This is a genomic window from Chryseobacterium sp. Leaf394, assembly GCF_001424105.1.
Classification (GTDB): domain Bacteria; phylum Bacteroidota; class Bacteroidia; order Flavobacteriales; family Weeksellaceae; genus Chryseobacterium.
Genome location: NZ_LMQH01000011.1, coordinates 604,880 through 622,369 on the forward strand (window position 1 = coordinate 604,880; position 17,490 = coordinate 622,369).

Below are 17,490 nucleotides of genomic sequence, written 5' to 3' on the forward strand. Positions count from 1 at the left end.
TAATAAATCAAAAACCGCAAGATTAAATAACTATTTCTTTTAATATCAATCGTCCAAGGTTCCGATTAATTGTTCCATACCAAAATTCAATAAAAAGTCGGAGTAGTAGCTATCAAAAACATCACGGATGTAATCATCGATAGTTATTTCTTCGTCATTGTTTTCAGCCACCAAAGAAAGTCGATAATTCTTCTTTTTCGTGATCATATATAGAAATAAAGAATGAAAATAAACAGAGGCGATATATCTCTTTTGAGCTACAATTATTTGATCTTCGTTCTTTAATTTCTTTCTGTAATTCAAATAGACGTTACTATCCAAATTTACATAGATTTTTTCCAATATATCTCCCGAAGCTATAGGATTCATAACAGTGTCATAATTCATAGAAATACCATGAGATTCCAAGTCATCCCATTGTTCTTGTGAAACTCTTACTAATTCAGGTAATCCAATATTGGTAAAATCTTCTTCCTCTTTAGGTGCAAGTTGCTTTTTTTCTTCGGGATCGACAATTTTGAGGAATACAATCTCTTGGAAAAAATCGTTTCCGGCACCTTTCAACGATGCTTCAATTTCTATTTCATCACCTTGTCTCAATTCTATGTCTGGATTGAAGGTAATTTTAATTGTTCCTTTATCCGGACTTGATTTAATAATATTTAATAACTCTCCAGGCTCTTTTTCATTCCCTTGTTTATTGCCTCCTTTACTATCCGTTCGTTTTACTCTTAAAATGCTCACTTGTAAATCGCCGGGTTCATCTGTACGGTCAAAATAATGATCTTCTACATCGGTCTCAAACCGCAATGTCTTTTCGCCTCCAGTTGGTACAGGAATAGGACTGTTAGCTTTATGTTGTAATTTAAAAAAGCTAGGAAAACGCTCCGGTTTAAATGGTTTTTGTTGTTTTTCTTGTGGTCTATTTCCTGCATGCTCTTTTTTCTCCGGTTTTTCTTTTGATTTTTCTTCGAGCTTGAGCGTATTTTGTAATAACTTGAAAAGTTCGCTATCCTTGGATAAGTTTTTTGCAAAGCTCTTTATAAGTTCAGAAGTATCTTCACTTTCTAAACCGATAGAATCTTTCCTACGCTTATTAATATCATCAAGTTTAGATTTTGTTAATTTCTTTCGTAAATAATCCCTTAATTCTTCTGCTTTTGTTCCATTCTTCAAACGATCTCGGGAAGCCATAAAAAGGTCTTTTCTAAATTCATACTTCATCTTTGTACAATCCACATTGATAAGCAAATAATCTTTGAGAAGATTGTATTTTAGACTTCTTGTTATAAATTCAGAAGTATAATGACCATGAACCTGTCCGTTCATTGAAAATAAGGAGGACATATTATTTTTAAAATATCTACGCTGTATATCCGCTTTTGTCTCTTTAACTGTTTTTCCTTCTTGCTTTGCCTTCAAAACATAACACGTAACTTTCATTTTACCAAAAAGAGTATCTTCATATTCTTCAGAAAACCAATCTTCAACATAATCCTTTTCTTCTTCCAAACGCCTTTGAAGGCCATATACAGAAGTTTCTAATACCTTATTGTTTGGATAACGTTCCTTGGTATCGATAGTGAATATTGGTAGAACTGGTTTAAATAGAAATTCATTCAGACTTTGGTTTAAATCTTGGGCAAATCCGGAAATTCCTTTCATCTGATAGGAATACATTTTAATAATAGAGCCAGTTTTAAATTTTCTGTTAAGGAGATTTAAATCTAATTCCGAAATATCAAAGGAAGGAATCTCTCGGTCAATTTTTAAATATTCATACCATGTATTTTTTTTAGTTTCTAATTCATCCTTCGATAAGGGATGTTCTCTCACTAATGTAAAACCAAAATTACCGGAATTATCAAATCTTTTAGAGCCAATTAATTGATAGCCTTTGTTTCCACAAAATACAATTGCTCCACTACCACCCATGTTGTATTTTCCTTGAACAAAATGAATTTCATTTTTATTTCCTCGCATTAAAGAAAGAAAAGTTTTCTCAAAATCTTTAGGATGCTGTCCTTCTCCATTATCATAAATAATCACAGAACTTTGCTTAGTCGGTCCATCTGCAATTATTTGTATATCTTCAGCCTGCTTTCTTCTAAATGTATTTAAGTCCCAATTTTTATTATCAGGAAAGAATAGTTCAATTGCTTCATCCATAGATTTAGGTGCATCTTTACTTTTAGGATCTAATCCTAATTCAAGGCATTTTTTCATCAATGTAGCATCAATAGAGTTGGTAACTTTTTCAACTAATGCTGCAATTGGATTAGATTGCTGATTTTCAATAATACTGAAATTTGATTCATTTTCTCCAATTGGAAACCAGTTTAATGCATCTTTTAAGTATGCATTCCCAGAGATAAGTGCATCGACATCGGTTTCAGTTTTGCAGAGATATAGTGATTCGAATAAAGTTTTAGGCATAAAAATACTTAATTATCGGATTGCTATAAAGTTATGAATTCTTTCCAAGAATATTTCGATATCTTCCATTGTATTCTCTTTTCCGAGAGAAATACGGATACTACTCATAGCATTATCATTAGAAAGTCCCATTGCTAAAAGAACATGTGACGGTTGGATGATAGCGGAATTGCATGCAGAGCCGTTACTTACAGCAACATCCTTATTCATACCAATAAAAAATTCGGTGTCAAAATTAGGAATACAAATATTTATTGTATTATAAATTCTTGAAGCATTTTTACTATTTATAAAAGATCCTTCAATTTTTGATAACGCTTTTTCTAAAGTATCCCGAAGATTTTCAATATGAACACGATTGATTTCCATTTCCTTTTCAGCAATTTCGAATGCTTTTCCTAATCCTGCTATCAATGGTACATTATGCGTTCCGCTTCTTAATCCTTTTTCTTGACCTCCACCATGAATTAAAGGTTGTATTTTATTTTGTTTTGTAATTATGTGGTTGATATATATTCCACCAATACCTTTAGGAGCATACATCTTATGACCAGAGAAGCACAGTATGTCAATATTGGATGTTAGGACGTCTATAGGTAATTTCCCTACTCCTTGTGTGCCGTCACAAACGAAATATATGTCAGCTTCTTTTGTTATTTTACCAACTTCATTAATTGGATGAATAACGCCTGTTTCATTGTTTACCCACATCAAACATATTAGCAAAGTATCTGATTTTATTAAAGACTTTAACAATTCCAAATCTACTGTACCATCATTATCTACAGGAAGGTAATCAATTTCATATCCAATACTTTCTAAATAATGGCAAGTTTCTAAAACTGCTTTATGTTCTGTAAGGCAGGTAATGAGATGTTTTTTTTTATTAGTGGGATTTAATGCTAAGCCTTTTAATGCTAAATTTAGGCTTTCGGTTGCACCAGAAGTAAAATAGATCTCATTGGAATTACTTCCAATCATAGCACTGATTTCTTTCCTTACTTCGCTTATTCTACGTAATGAATCCATTCCAAAAGAATAGGAGCTTGATGCATTACCATACATAGTAGAAAAATATTTGTAGCTATAATCTAATATCCTTTTATCAACTGGAGTTGTAGAATTGTTATCAAGATATATCATTGAATTTGTGATATTTATATCAACCTGTAAAGAGGATTTTATGAAAAGTTAATGAAATCACTTACGAACTATCCAGCAATTATTTTCGTAAAAACAATGAATAGTTGAGATAAAATTGCCTTCAAGATCTTGAACATATAAATTTCTAAATGTCCCTAATGCAATAATAAAATTATTTTCAGGAATCTGGAGTAATTTTGAAACTTGTTCTTTTAAAATTTCTGAATAATTTCTATATACACTTAACCAGCTGAAATTATTTGTAATACTTATGTCTGTATCATATTTCTTTATACTACCCTCTGTTATAATGTAAGGTACTTCTCCAATATTTACACCTGATGAATAAACCTCAATATAAGTACCGAAGTCTATAATTTTTTCTATAGGTATCTTCAAAGATAATTGTACTCTTTCTAATTCTTCCATAATTTTTTTTCGATTTATAATTTTTTTTCTGACGTTACTTTTCAAATTTTTTATTCCTATTAAATACATCAAATAAAACTCCTATTTATTAGGTTTATCAAATATACAAAATCATCACTTAAAATAAATAATGGTACTTTGATACCTTTCAAAAACCACAAATATGAAAACACTAAAAATCTACAGTGTAATTGCTACTATTGCAATCATCGTATTATCAATAATTCTTTATCAGAAGATCAAAAAGCACGACAAAACCCAAGAAGTATATAAAGAAACAGAAGAAGTTCCCCATCAATGTTCAGATAGATAATACAGCGAATTGAATAAATAAATATAAATCGCAGGCATGCACTTTAATCTGGGATAGTTATGCCTTTAGCATTTTCAAATTCTTTAAAGAACTGTTCTAAAGAAAACTGCTGATGCCTAAGTATATTATAAATAGTTGACATGGGAATATTGTAACCTTCTGGCAATTTTAGTTTAGAAATTGTAGAAGAGGTTATGCCACAGAGTTTAGCATATTCATTCTGTGAAATAATTTCGCCTTTTTGGTTATAATATTCTCGCAGTAATTTACTTTCAATAAAATTGCACAGGTGCTTATTCACAAGTGCATTCTTATTATTTAAAACTTCTTTGTCTATCATTCATTAGTAATCTAGACAAAAAAATTTTTTATAATTATCATCAAAAATTTCTCTATAAAAATCTACAATAGGTATTATATCAATCTGTTTAATCGCCTTATCATGTAGGTTGATTAGTGATCCGTTCGGACCAATTTTTCTAAGCTCTTCAATATCTATATTCGTTATTGTGAAATAGCCATCTTTTTCTAAAATAGTACGAAGTTGTTTTTGGAAAGTATTGTACGCATGAATTTCATTTATTGTAGAATAATTCATTGCTAATAATGCACAGAATTGTAATAGCAGAAATTGATGAAAATATGCATTCCACTCCTTCTGAAGATGAGATTAACAGGATATACGAGGCTATACAACAGGACAGAATAAATAAAACTGCAAGAGTTAAGGAAGCTTTATCAAAAATTGTTGGATAAAGAGAATCCGTTGTTTACAGTAAAAAAATAGGAATTTCAGATAGTTACATCCGTGAGATACTTGAAGGAAAAAAAGTGAAAGCAGGTTATGAGATAATTGATAAGATAGAGTTGTTTTTAAATACGATCCTACCTGATTTTGAAATGTCTATTGAAAACCCACTAACTTTAAAAAACTTCACGCAGGATTATGTCAATACGATAACAAATGAGATCAATAGAGTTGTCGTAAATCTAAAAGATTATCGTTTTAATCTTGCTCAAATGATTACAACAAGAGAAACTGCAACAGATTGGAAGGGTGATAAAATTTCGGTTACAAGATCAATTGAATATTCCATAGAAAGACCTAGTTGTTTTTTTTATCATCTGAGAAGCTTTATTTGTTCAACTATATATATTGTTTCACTTTTTCTTCTACAAATGAAAAATCAATCCATTTACTAAAATGCAATAAAGCAAAGTGGTGCTGTTCTGTATCTAATTCTTCCAGTTTTTCCATAAGAACTTCTGGCTCAATCTCTTTTCTGATAATTTGATATAATAAATAATATGAATAGTCTACAGATTTTAGAAAATCAAAAGAATCAGGATTTTCTGAAGCACAGATCTCTATAATTCTTTTTTTATGTGAATGATATAATTCAGTTTCCCAGATTCCTTCAGCATTTTGCGCCAAAATATTTGCATTTTCTGGTTTTACCAACAAATTTAAATAATGGACATAGCCGGACGAAAGGTATTCATCTAATAATTTTTCAGTTACATCAGTTTGCGCAAACTCAACGTACCGAATTGCTGCTCTTTTATCATAAGAATATTCAGAATTAAAGAAGGTATTAAAAAAATCAATTTTATAATCGTCAGGCAATTATGATAATTGTAATTCTAAAATTTTTCTTAATCTTTGGGATTTTCGATAATTCATTCCTGCTTCTAAAAGCTCATTAAGATCTTCAAACATTTTTTCATGATCATTATAGTTTGGTATTCTCCTTTCAATATTGTTGTACATTGAATCACTAAATTCGGGAATATTATTTTCAATGTAATCTCTAACTAATCTTTCAAAATCTACGGTATTGAAAGCAGCCTGAATTAGTGCGCTATAAGGATGATCTATTTGTGCTGTCACATCTGCTTTTTTTTCAAACAATAAGATTAAAAGTTCTTTTTGATGTTCATTCATGGTTATTTTTTTATGGTCTTACCTTTTCAATTATATCTTTCAAAGTCTGAAATTCCGGATCATCTAAAATATCCAGAGAGTTATTTGTTGCCAATAGTATCGATTCTCGACACAGATTAATTCTTCGCAATAATGGCAAAACTATGGAATTGCCATGTTGAACATATTTTTTTATTTCGCTGTTATTAGTTGGAATTTTATAACCTTCACGACTACTTGCGATAAGAATACCCTTATCTCGTAAACTACCAACCATATTTCCAAATTGTTCTTTACCTAATTTGGACTCTCTGTTAACATTAAGATGTTCGATGAACTCCTGGGCGGTGGTGTAGTTTTTATAGTGATTGGATTCATGGTATCGAACTAAGACTTTCAGAAAGTTTATAGCATCCTGCATTTGTTGGGTTTCGGGAGATGCAGTATCAAGATAGTCAAAAATGCTTCGAAGACTTAAATCTGTAATTGCCTGACTGTAAAATTCGTCAGCCTTCGTTTCATTGTACTCATTAATTTTATACACTTTTGGAAAGTGATTAATACCGATAATCTTTCCAGAAAGTCTTTCTAAGAATTGCTGAGAATGATCACTTTTTTTATGCTCATCAAAAATATAACCTAATGTACCGGCAATAAAATCAGCGACTTGTACTCCTAACTCTTTATCACTTTTATTAACAAAAAACTCAGAACCTTCAAATAATGTGCGAATATGATTTTGCCTTACATAATTCTTGAATTCGAGCATAAATTCATTGCCACCATGTTCATCGACTTTAAGCTCCAACCGTGGAAACGTTTTATAAAGTTCTTTATAGAGTATACCATTCAAATATTTGTAGAATGACTTTTTATATTTAAATCCTTCACCATAAAGCTTTGTCTTGTCAACAACTACTGAGTAAATATTGAATTTAAGCTTGGCAAGCTCATCTAATATATGAAGTCTCCTTTTATAATTATCTTTTACTTTAGATGATTTGATTTCTCCAGTCTGAAAATATCTTGACCTGATTTTTTCAACTTCAATATAAAATTTTTCCAAATCTTCATAATTTACTATTATACTGGCAATTATAAAGTGTGTGCTTTCCGTTGAAAATTTAAATGAGTTGTTTCCAAATTCATCTGCAAATGCAATTACTTGTTTCATATATCCTAAATTTATAAAGTTACAAGATTTTCTAATATTATTTTATTAGAATCTGCAAATTAACTTTTCAAATAGGATTTAGAAAATATGAATTAAAAGTATATTTGCATTTGCTCGATATTTTGTTGAGCAAGATTATTAGGTTAACAACAGAATATATGTTATCAACAGATATAAAAAATAAAGTACAGTCATTATGGGATAGATTATGGGCTGGGGGTCTAGCTAATCCAATTGAAGCGATAGACCAAATATCATATCTCCTCTTTATGAAAAGACTAGAATCATTTAAAAGTGATTTAGAAGATAAATACAAATGGAGTGTTTACAATAAGTTCAATGATAGTGAACTTTTAAATCATGTAAAAAATAATGTATTCAACTTTATAAAGAATGATTTAGCATCTGCGGAAGACCCCTATGCTATAGCTATGAATGATGCGGTATTCAAATTTAAGAGCCCCGCATTACTTCGAGATGCGATGAATTATATTAATGACATCTATTCATTAATTGATGATGAGATAAAAAATAAAAACAATCATTTTCAGGATATTCAAGGTGATGTTTACGAGCATTTGTTACTACAAACTAATGAAGCGGGTAAAAATGGACAATTTAGGACTCCTCGTCATATAATATATTTAATGGCAAATATATTAGATCCGGATATAGATGGTAAAATATGTGACATAACATCGGGCTCAGGTGGTTTTCTAGTTGGAGCATACCAATATATACTTACGAAATATTCAAAAAAAGTTACTGATGATGAAGATGGACTTCCCCGAGGTATTGATGGAGATAATTTAGATGATACTAAAACGAAACATTTAAAAGAGCAAACTTTTTTTGGGTTTGATATAGATCAGACAATGATCCGTATTGGGGTAATGAACCTAATGATGCATGGAATTGAAAAACCAAATTTAGTATACACTGATTCATTATCTGAAGATTATGAGAATATTGAACTATCACGAAAAAAAGGTGAAAAGTCAGATGATATAAAAAATAAATCAATTCAAGGACTTTATAAATATATATTAGCAAATCCTCCATTTACTGGGAAAGTTGATAGTATAAGAATCAGTCAAAATTTGGATAGGGTATATCCTCCACAATTTGATAAAGAAGGAAATAGAAAAAATATTACAGTACAGTCTGAATTATTATTCCTTGAAAGAATTATTTATATGCTTGAAGAAGGAGGGCGTGCAGCAGTGATTGTTCCTGAAGGTGTTCTGTTTAATTCCGGAAAATCTCACAAAGCTATCCGGAAGCTTTTACTAACGGATTGCGCATTAGAAGGAGTTGTTTCGTTGCCAAGTGGAACTTTTCTTCCGTATACGGGAGTAAAAACATCTATTCTACTTTTTTCTAAAAGGAAATATAGAAATAAGGAGGATGATTTACAATCATTAAATGTTTGGTTTTACGGGATGGATTCTGATGGTTATTCTTTAGACAATGCTAGAAAAAGAACTATTGATTTTCCATTAAAGGATATGCTTAATGAATGGACAAATAAAAACAATAAAGATCAATCAAACCTTGAATTACATCATTTTGAAATACCAGTCGAAAAGATTATAGAAAATGATTTTGAGCTAAACTTCAATTTATACAAAGAATATGTATATGTTCCGCAAGAATTTGAAAAAACAGAATCATTACTAAAACAATTAAAAGTTCTTGAGAAATCTATTTCAGAACAGTTAAAGAACTTAGATAACTTATAATATGGAGTTTGTTGAGTATAAAATAGGGAAACTTGCGAAATCCATTCATACAGGAAAGACACCTCCTTCACAAATGAAGGAATATTTTAAAGAAGAAATTAATTGGATTACACCTTCTGATATGGATGGAAGAAAAACAATTACTAATACAATAAGAAAAGTATCTAAAAGTGCTTTAAATGATAAGTATGTTTTTCTACATCAAAAAAATACAATTGTTATAGGAACTAAAGGAGACATTGGAAAGGTATGCATTGTAGATTCTCCATCAGCATCAAATGATCAAACAACAGGCGTGTTTTTAGATTCGGAGTTAATACTTCCTGAATTATTCTACTATTGGGTGAAATTAAATAAGGGGATGTTAGAATTTAAGGCTAATAAAGCTATAATCTCAATATTAAGCAACAAACATTTAAGAAGAGTAAAAATAACTTTTCCAAAGAATATAACAGATCAACAAAAGATAGTATCTGAGTTAAATCAACTACAAGATGTAATTGACTTAAAAGTTAAAACTATAGAAATTATAGAAACGCTTAAGAAAAACTATTTCTTAGAGTACTTTTTGGATAATCCGTTATCCGAAAAGTGGGATTACATCAGTATAGATGCAACAAATGCTGTAAAAAGTACAAAATATGGATTGACAGAAAAACCGAACTCAGATATTGATGGGTATCCTGTTGTGAGGATGAATAATATTACTTACAATGGTGATATTGACCTTACAAATTTGAAATATGTTACAATAAAAAAAAGTGAATTTGAATCCAGTCAAATTCAAGATAGAGAAGTACTCTTTAATAGAACAAATAGCCCAGATCTTGTAGGAAAATTGGCAGTGTGGGATAAAGGATTGGGTTATACCTATGCTGGTTATTTGTTCAGAATATTATTAGATGAAGATATATTAAATCCATATTATTTTAGTGGTTATTTTAATGCTTCATTTGGTAAATATGTATTAAGAAACAAAGCTCGAATCTCAGGTAATCTAGCTAATATCAGTGCTTCAAATTTATTAAAGCAAAAGATTTTTGTAGCTCCTATAGACTTGCAAAGAAAGTATGAGAACGTTTGTAACACGTTGAATTCAATCAAGCAAAGATTAGAACATTCATTAAACATATTTCAACAGTTATTTGACTCTCATCTTCAAAAGTCTTTTCTTTTTGAGAATATTTCTGAAAGAAAGGATGGGATTAATGTTGAATATGAAATTTTTGACGATTTAATAAACACATTCAACTTAGAACAATTTAAAGAAAATAATAGACTTTCAATTTTAATTGATTGGATCGAGAATAATAAATTTTCAGATATTGAAAAGTATGATATTGCTTTTAAGCACCTCTTGTCATTATTAGAGAAAGGAGCAATTGAGCAAAAAAATATTAGAGGTAAAATTAAACTAACAGTATCAGAATGAAATTACTCAAATTAGAAATCAATTCAGATTATGGTAGTTTAAAGAAAGGATTCAAGCTTTCTTTCAGAGATGAATTTTGCGAATTTATTGAGCCTAAAATTCTGAGTAAGGAATGGAATGATTTTCACCCGTTTTGTTTTGCAGGTTTGAATGGTAGTGGAAAATCAAACGTTCTCGAAGCTTTGGCAAATATTTTTTATCATATAGAGAGTTGTGCAAATGTGAATCAGCCTCAAGTTTTCGTAGATAATTTTGATGAAAAAGATTGTAAACCCGATGCATTTCTATTGCGATACTACATTCTGAAAGAGAATGGAGCAAAGTCAAATATAGAAAATTTTACGTTGGTAACTATTCAAAAAAAAGTGGGAAAACGCCCAGAAATGTATCATCAGCCATATCCTTTTAATGGGGGAAAAGTAAAAGTTTCTGTTGTAGCTCAAAAAAATGGTAAGATACAAGCAGAAGCTAAAAAATATCTTCCAGATTTAGTTATCGGCTATTCTTCAGGTGAGAACGAGATATTAAGTATTCCTTTCTTAAAAACTCGATTGGTACATTTTGATGAATATTTAGAAGCATTAAATGAAAACTTAAAATATAATGAGCCGGAGAGTAGTCTGATTTATATTGATTATGAAATGAGTCAGGCGGTTTTGCTTTCAAATTACATATTTCAAGAAGATTCTGTATTAGAACCATTAGAAACGGAATTGGGAATTAAAAGTATTAAACGCTTCCGAATGAATGTAAACAAACACTTAGAAGGGAATAATAATATTATTGATCGATATTCAGCAACCCTTGCTAAGTTTAAGAAATGTAGCACTTCTTATTATGAGAGTGACGCAAATCTCACTCTAGATTTTTGGGTCAATCCTGAGACAAAAAAAGCATTTGATATAAACTTCAAGCATGGAATATTTGAACTTTTCAGAGCTTTTCAAATTCTTTATACATTAAATTATAGGACTGTTGCTGGCGCAATTAAATCTGATGTCTATCAGTCTAAAGGATATTATACTGATGGAAAAGTACCACGACCAGCACCTGAAGAAACCGTATTCCATTTTCTAGACTATTATATTGAGAAAGAGAATATCGTAACTAAAGAAATCTCCCAGCTATTAATGAAAAATTTGTCAGATGGTGAACAACAATTTTTGCATACACTTGGAATTTGTTTAATGTTGAAAAATAAGTCGGCTGTTTTATTATTAGATGAGCCGGAAACACACTTCAATCCTGATTGGCGTTCAAAATTCATTAGAACATTACAAAAAAGTTTAGAAGCCAGTAAAACAAAAAATATAATGAAAGATGTCTTAATCACTTCACACTCTCCATTTATTATTTCCGATTGTTTTCCTGATAAAGTTATTGTTTTCAAGAAGGGAGAAGACCCTCAGAATGCACTGAGAAAGAAATTTAGAACATATGGAACATCAACAGATTTAATTATGGAAAATCTGTTTAAGAAGAATTATACTATAGGTGATAAATCGAGGGAAGAAATCGAAGATATACTTAGAGAGATAAAAAACAAAAAAACTTTATTGCCTAAGGAAGTTTTAAAATATAAAAACAGGGTTTCTCATCTAGGGGATTCGATGGAAAAAATATTATTGTTTGCCCAGCTTAACGAATTAGAAAAACAATAAATATGCTAAGAGTTTATAAACCTGTTAATCATAAGATAAAAAACGTCCACAAGCTGATGGAGTATTTGATTGTCGAGGTCTGGTGTAAAGCTGATAGAAAACTACCCAAAACCAGATTAAACATTGAACTCAAATCTATTTACGAAAATAAAGATTATGAGTGGTTTAAAAATTCTGTGGATAATATATATTCTTTATTTCGGGACAAAAGTTTAAGTCAGGCAGAAAAGGATAAATTTCAAGAGACTTTCATCAATAATAATGAAATTGAGAAATTATGCAATGGTTCAAATACTCCTGTTTATTCAATGGATTTTCACCCAATAATTAAAGTTGCAATTGTGAATTTCTTCTCAGAATTATATACAAAATTTTTGGGATGGAAAGATGTAAAAGATAATTATGGTTATAAAAAAGACTATTATGATCTTTTAGTTTCTAAAACCAATCGTTTCAAAGAATGTCCCTGTTGTGGTTACGGAGATTTAAAAACCTGGTTCTCTGATAATAGATCAGCCTTCGATCATTATTTACCTATCAAGCACTATCCATTATCCTCTGTTAATTTTGATAATCTAGCTCCCATGTGCGATGATTGTAATGGTAGAGGTATAAAGGGAGAAAAAGATATTTTGTCAAGCGGTAAGAAAAAAGCATTTTATCCATTCAGTAAAATCCATTCAGCTATAAATGTTTTGGTTGATTTTAATTCATCCATTATTCCATTTATTATTGATGACTTAAAAGATGAAAAATTTGACAAGAAATCTTTTAAAATAAAATATAGTATTTCATCACCAGAGGTAGAGGTTTGGAATAGAATTTATAAAATTGAATCCCGATATCAAGGAAAGTTAGCAGACAATAAATGCGGATGGTTCAGGAAAGCTAAAAATATTTATGGTTCACTAAAAGACGAAATACCAGGATACAATGCCAGCAAAGCAATTGACTTTGTGATAAAAAATGATAAAGAAGAAAATTTAAGCTTTTTGAAGGCAGCTTATTTGGATAAGATTAAGACTTTTCCTACATTATTAAAAGCAATAGAAGAGGTGTCAGGATCTTCAGAGATGAAATAAAAAATCTAAAAATTTTGTTACCAATTTATAATAATTTTAAAAATTGAAAGCGAAATGCTCTCATGATTATGATATATATAATTATGCAAAAAATGTAAAATATTTTACAACCTCAATTTTGAATAAGGATTTTTATTATATAGGAAATAGAACAAACAGAAATGTTCTTCAACAATGTTCCGATCGATACTACAAGGTAACAGCTAAATAGTTATGAACTAATCCTTATTATCTTTGGGAATAGCAGTAAAAATTTTGTTATTAGCCTTATATTCATCAAAATTAAATTGCAATTTTCCGATATTTATTTTAAGCCCGGCAGCCAATGCAATTTTAACAACAGTTGATAGTAATGGAATATTTTCCTTATTAATAAGTCTGTAAACTTGCTTTCTGTCAACATTTGCTGCGGCTGCAAGATCCGCTAAATCTATATTATTATCTTTTATATAATCTTTAATGTAATCTGCTACAGCAATACAAAATGTGTCCTCAATCTTATTCATAGAATAAATGTGACATAATTGTCAAAAATTTCATTGACAAGTATGTCACAAATCAAAATTTTATGATATATTTGTAAAATAGGTTACAGAAATGTAACTTTGCGATACTTCAAAGAATTATAGAAGCTATTGCTTAGAATCTCGCTATTGAAAACTGGTAATTTTTAACACACGAGACAATAAGTATGATGCTCACGTCCTAGGCGTGGGTTTTCTCGCTTATCTGTGTGTATGGTATACCAGTGCCTCAATAGCAGATATTGTAGAATTTCCCATGCCGTTTTAATCTCATGTTGTCCGCTTTTTCTGCATAACATTCTAAGCCCGCTTTACACATAGAGTATCTTGACATGATACAGTAGGGTGTACAACCTATTGCGGCTTTACGGCTTTCTCGGGACAATTTCATTCATATTAATTAATATTTTTTATGCTTTCCGGTGTGCTCTGGTGATTGAGTTTTTTGAACTTATTGCTATTGGGCATTTTGGAAGACCTGTTTTCTGAACAGCAAGGGATTGCTTATGGAATCCCTTGGTTCAGAATCTGACTGATGGGAAGCAATCCACAGCGAATTAATATGTTTTACTAAATGATAAGAAACCAATGAAATAGAAATTCATCAGGCTCATCCTGACGGATAACATAATTCAACAAAAAAAGCCCCTTCCCATAAGTTTGGACACTGAGGAAGGAGCAATGAATATTGAATTAATTAAATTAAAACATTACAAAACTATGAAAAAATCCTATTATAGCATAGGAAGTATGGGTTGTGTCTTTATGCTGGCTGTGATATGCAGTCAAGCGGAGGCGCAGGACAGATTGATTAAAAAAGAGGTAAGGAAAGAGGTTAATGCTGTGGACTCAACACGCACAGCTGTCAAAGGCGATTCTATTCGTCCAGGTGATGTGAAGGGAATTGATGAGGTGGTGCTGAATACGGGCTATTATAAGGTTCGTGACAGGGAGAGGACGGGTAGTATTTCGAAGGTTGGTTCGGCAGATATTGAGAATCAGCCTGTATCTAATGTTCTTGCGGCAGCGCAGGGCAGGATGGCTGGGGTTTCTATTACGCAGAGTTCAGGTGTTGCAGGGGCGGGGTTTGATATTCAGATCAGGGGGAGGAACTCTCTGCGTAACAGAGGGAATTCTGAAGTTGACGGGAATGTTCCGCTGTATATTATTGACGGTGTTCCTGTAGGTGGAAGCACGATCTCAAGATATGCGGGCGGGGTACTGCCTAATGCGGATATCAATCCATTGAATGCGATCAATCCCAATGATATTGAAAGCTTTGAGATTCTGAAGGATGCTGATGCGACGGCGATCTATGGTTCCAGGGGTGCGAACGGGGTGATTCTTGTAACCACTAAGAAAGGGAAGAAAGGCAATGCTAAGGTGACTTTGAATTCTTCCTATGGTCTGAGCCATGCCATTTCCAATCTGAAGATGATGAATACGGAGCAGTATATCACTATGAGAAAGCAGGCATATGCCAACAGCAATATCACAGTATATCCTGCCACGGCGTATGATGTGAATGGGAAATGGGATGTAAACAGGTTTACGGACTGGCGGAAGGAACTGATCGGGGATCAGGCAACACTCTCGGCCAATCAGCTTTCGTTGAGCGGGGGAAGTGAGACAACGGCATTTTTGCTGAGCCTGGGACATAATGAACAGACGACTGTATTCGGGCAGGATTTCAAGTACAGAACCAATACGGTTTCCGGAAATATCAATCACCGTTCTCTTGACAGGAAGTTCAGTTTCAATATGTCCAACCAGTTTTCTGCAATGGACAATAACCTGATCAGTTCTGACATTACGCGTTCTGCTCATCTGCTTTCTCCGAATGCTCCGTCACTGTATTCTCCTGACGGGAGCCTGAACTGGGAAAGCGGAACGTTTACCAATCCGGTAGCTGCATATGAGAATTCCTATTCCAATGACCAGCTTCAGTTTCTGACGAATATGAGTACAGAATATGAAGCGTTCAGGAATTTCAGAATCAAACTGAATGGCGGTATTACCTATCAGACATTGGAGGAATGGTCACTACGTCCCAATACGGCATTCAATCCTGCATCAGGAACAACCCCTGCCAATTCACAGGCATCCAAAAGCAACAATAACCGGTTTTCAATGATTGTAGAACCTCAGCTCAGTTACCTTTGGAAAAGGGAGAAGCATCAGGTTGATGTTCTAGCGGGAGCTACTTATCAGAGGGATAAGGCAGGACAGGGAGCGATTCAGGGAATAGGATTTGAAAGCAATTCTTTTATTTACAACATCGGTGCTGCACAGACCAAGGTAATATTGGACCATATCAATACAGAATACCGCTATGCTGCATTTTTCGGTAGGGTGAACTACCAGTTTGACAAAAAGTATATCCTGAATATCACAGGAAGAAGGGATGGCAGCAGCAGATTCGGACCCAACAACAAGTATGCAAACTTCGGAGCGGTAGGAGCCGCATGGCTTTTTTCTGAAGAGCAGTGGCTGAAGGACAGTTCCTGGCTGAGCTTTGGCAAACTGAGAGGAAGCTACGGTACGTCAGGAAGTGATAATATAGGAGATTTCCAGTACCTGGATACGTTTACAACTTCAACACTGATCTATAACGGGGTGACGGGTCTGATTCCTTCAAAACTTTATAATCCTGATTTCAGTTGGGAACGGACTGTGAAAATGGAAGCAGCCTTAGAACTGGGACTATTTAAGAACAGGCTGAATTTGAGCGGTGCTTATTACCGCAACCGCTCCGGCAATCAGCTGGTAGGATATCAGCTTCCTGCAGTAACAGGATTTACTTCGGTGCTTTCCAACCTGGATGCAGTGATTCAGAATACAGGTCTTGAAATAGAGGTCAGCGGGAAGATTGTACAGTCCAAGGACTTTACATGGAACTCTTCGTTTAACATCAGTTTTCCACGGAATAAGCTGATCTCTTTTCCGGGTATTGAAGGTTCTACTTATGCCAATACGTATGTTGTAGGTCAGCCGGTGAGCATTATCAAAGTTTATCAACTGAACGGAATCAATCCGGCAACGGGTGTTTATCAGTTTACGGATTTTAACGGTGACGGTACGATTTCAGCTGCCGGTGACCGCCAGCTGATCAGAAATATAGGACAGAAGTTTTTTGGAGGGTTGAGCAGCAGTATGGCGTATAAGAATCTGAACCTGTCATTCCTGATACAGTTTGTAAAGCAGCAAAGCAGGAATTACAATGCGGCGATAGCTTCTCCCGGAAATATGAACAATCTTCCTGTGGAAGCATTGAATGTGTGGTCTGCTGAAAATCCGACGGGATTGTATATGCCTTACCGTCCGACGCCGCATCCGTCGCATACTTTGTTTCAGACGAGTGATGCCAGTGTTTCTGATGCATCATTTATAAGGTTGAAGAATGTACAGCTAAATTATTCCATACCTGTTAAGCAGACGGTTTTCAGGGAAGTGAAAGTCTTTCTGCAGGGACAGAACCTGGTAACGCTGACTAAATTTTTTGGCATCGACCCGGAACTGGGATCTGCCACATTTTTACCGCCCCTTAGAACGGTTTCATTTGGACTGCAGCTGAGCCTGTAATGCCAGGACAATGTATGCGGATCATAACTAATGATAATCAATAAACAG

The 17,490-nt window shown here is 32.8% G+C and carries 16 protein-coding genes; 7 read left to right on the forward strand and 9 right to left on the reverse strand.

What is annotated here, in order from left to right:
• Positions 1 to 45 precede the first annotated feature (45 nt).
• Genes ASG21_RS07260 through ASG21_RS07270 form a run of 3 tightly spaced genes read right to left on the reverse strand, consistent with a single transcriptional unit; the run spans position 46 to position 4,008 of the window.
• Positions 46 to 2,436 (reverse strand): hypothetical protein, encoded by a 2,391-nt coding sequence (locus tag ASG21_RS07260; protein ID WP_056077628.1) that lies wholly within the window; start codon positions 2,434 to 2,436, stop codon positions 46 to 48.
• Between the two features lie 12 nt (positions 2,437 to 2,448).
• Positions 2,449 to 3,579: a cysteine desulfurase family protein gene (locus ASG21_RS07265; protein WP_056077631.1), complete on the reverse strand. Its 1,131-nt coding sequence runs from the start codon at positions 3,577 to 3,579 to the stop codon at positions 2,449 to 2,451.
• A gap of 57 nt (positions 3,580 to 3,636) precedes the next feature.
• Entirely contained in the window at positions 3,637 to 4,008 is a 372-nt protein-coding gene (locus tag ASG21_RS07270; protein WP_128414238.1) for a hypothetical protein, read from the reverse strand.
• Positions 4,009 to 4,171: 163 nt separating this feature from the next.
• On the opposite strand from ASG21_RS07270, the gene ASG21_RS20325 reads away from it, so the two are divergent.
• Positions 4,172 to 4,321: a hypothetical protein gene (locus tag ASG21_RS20325; protein WP_185113717.1), complete on the forward strand. Its 150-nt coding sequence runs from the start codon at positions 4,172 to 4,174 to the stop codon at positions 4,319 to 4,321.
• A gap of 43 nt (positions 4,322 to 4,364) precedes the next feature.
• Here the strand turns inward: ASG21_RS20325 and ASG21_RS07275 are convergent, their stop codons facing one another.
• The gene (locus ASG21_RS07275) at positions 4,365 to 4,661 is read right to left on the reverse strand and encodes a helix-turn-helix transcriptional regulator (RefSeq protein WP_056077637.1); all 297 of its coding nucleotides are present in this window, start codon (positions 4,659 to 4,661) and stop codon (positions 4,365 to 4,367) included.
• 3 nt (positions 4,662 to 4,664) lie between these two features.
• Entirely contained in the window at positions 4,665 to 4,919 is a 255-nt protein-coding gene (locus ASG21_RS07280; protein WP_056077640.1) for a hypothetical protein, read from the reverse strand.
• A gap of 8 nt (positions 4,920 to 4,927) precedes the next feature.
• On the opposite strand from ASG21_RS07280, the gene ASG21_RS20205 reads away from it, so the two are divergent.
• A complete protein-coding gene (locus ASG21_RS20205) occupies positions 4,928 to 5,077 on the forward strand; it encodes a hypothetical protein (RefSeq protein ID WP_157844519.1) in 150 nt (49 codons plus the stop codon).
• Positions 5,078 to 5,468: 391 nt separating this feature from the next.
• Here the strand turns inward: ASG21_RS20205 and ASG21_RS07285 are convergent, their stop codons facing one another.
• From ASG21_RS07285 to ASG21_RS07295, 3 genes are read right to left on the reverse strand one after another with little or no spacing between them, the layout of a single operon-like run.
• Positions 5,469 to 5,948: a hypothetical protein gene (locus ASG21_RS07285; protein WP_056077643.1), complete on the reverse strand. Its 480-nt coding sequence runs from the start codon at positions 5,946 to 5,948 to the stop codon at positions 5,469 to 5,471.
• A complete protein-coding gene (locus tag ASG21_RS07290) occupies positions 5,949 to 6,266 on the reverse strand; it encodes a hypothetical protein (protein ID WP_056077646.1) in 318 nt (105 codons plus the stop codon).
• Between the two features lie 10 nt (positions 6,267 to 6,276).
• Entirely contained in the window at positions 6,277 to 7,419 is a 1,143-nt protein-coding gene (locus tag ASG21_RS07295) for a DUF3800 domain-containing protein (protein WP_056077649.1), read from the reverse strand.
• Positions 7,420 to 7,577: 158 nt separating this feature from the next.
• On the opposite strand from ASG21_RS07295, the gene ASG21_RS07300 reads away from it, so the two are divergent.
• The 4 genes from ASG21_RS07300 to ASG21_RS07315 are packed head-to-tail and all read left to right on the forward strand — an operon-like array spanning position 7,578 to position 13,336.
• Positions 7,578 to 9,161 (forward strand): N-6 DNA methylase, encoded by a 1,584-nt coding sequence (locus ASG21_RS07300; RefSeq protein ID WP_056077652.1) that lies wholly within the window; start codon positions 7,578 to 7,580, stop codon positions 9,159 to 9,161.
• A 1-nt stretch (position 9,162) separates the two neighbouring features.
• Positions 9,163 to 10,593, forward strand: a complete 1,431-nt coding sequence (locus tag ASG21_RS07305; RefSeq protein WP_056077655.1) for a restriction endonuclease subunit S — start codon at positions 9,163 to 9,165, stop codon at positions 10,591 to 10,593.
• Positions 10,590 to 12,254 carry a restriction system-associated AAA family ATPase gene (locus ASG21_RS07310; RefSeq protein ID WP_056077658.1) on the forward strand — a complete coding sequence of 555 codons (1,665 nt, stop codon included), beginning with the start codon at positions 10,590 to 10,592 and terminating at the stop codon, positions 12,252 to 12,254. The genes ASG21_RS07305 and ASG21_RS07310 overlap by 4 nt, the downstream gene beginning before the upstream one ends.
• A 56-nt stretch (positions 12,255 to 12,310) precedes the next feature.
• Complete coding sequence (locus ASG21_RS07315; protein ID WP_128414239.1) at positions 12,311 to 13,336, forward strand: hypothetical protein; 1,026 nt, start codon at positions 12,311 to 12,313, stop codon at positions 13,334 to 13,336.
• Positions 13,337 to 13,554: 218 nt separating this feature from the next.
• Here the strand turns inward: ASG21_RS07315 and ASG21_RS07320 are convergent, their stop codons facing one another.
• On the reverse strand, positions 13,555 to 13,842 hold the full coding sequence (locus ASG21_RS07320) for a helix-turn-helix domain-containing protein (RefSeq protein WP_056077665.1): 288 nt from the start codon (positions 13,840 to 13,842) through the stop codon (positions 13,555 to 13,557).
• A 738-nt stretch (positions 13,843 to 14,580) separates the two neighbouring features.
• On the opposite strand from ASG21_RS07320, the gene ASG21_RS07325 reads away from it, so the two are divergent.
• Positions 14,581 to 17,442: a SusC/RagA family TonB-linked outer membrane protein gene (locus ASG21_RS07325; RefSeq protein ID WP_056082223.1), complete on the forward strand. Its 2,862-nt coding sequence runs from the start codon at positions 14,581 to 14,583 to the stop codon at positions 17,440 to 17,442.
• Positions 17,443 to 17,490: the final 48 nt, after the last annotated feature.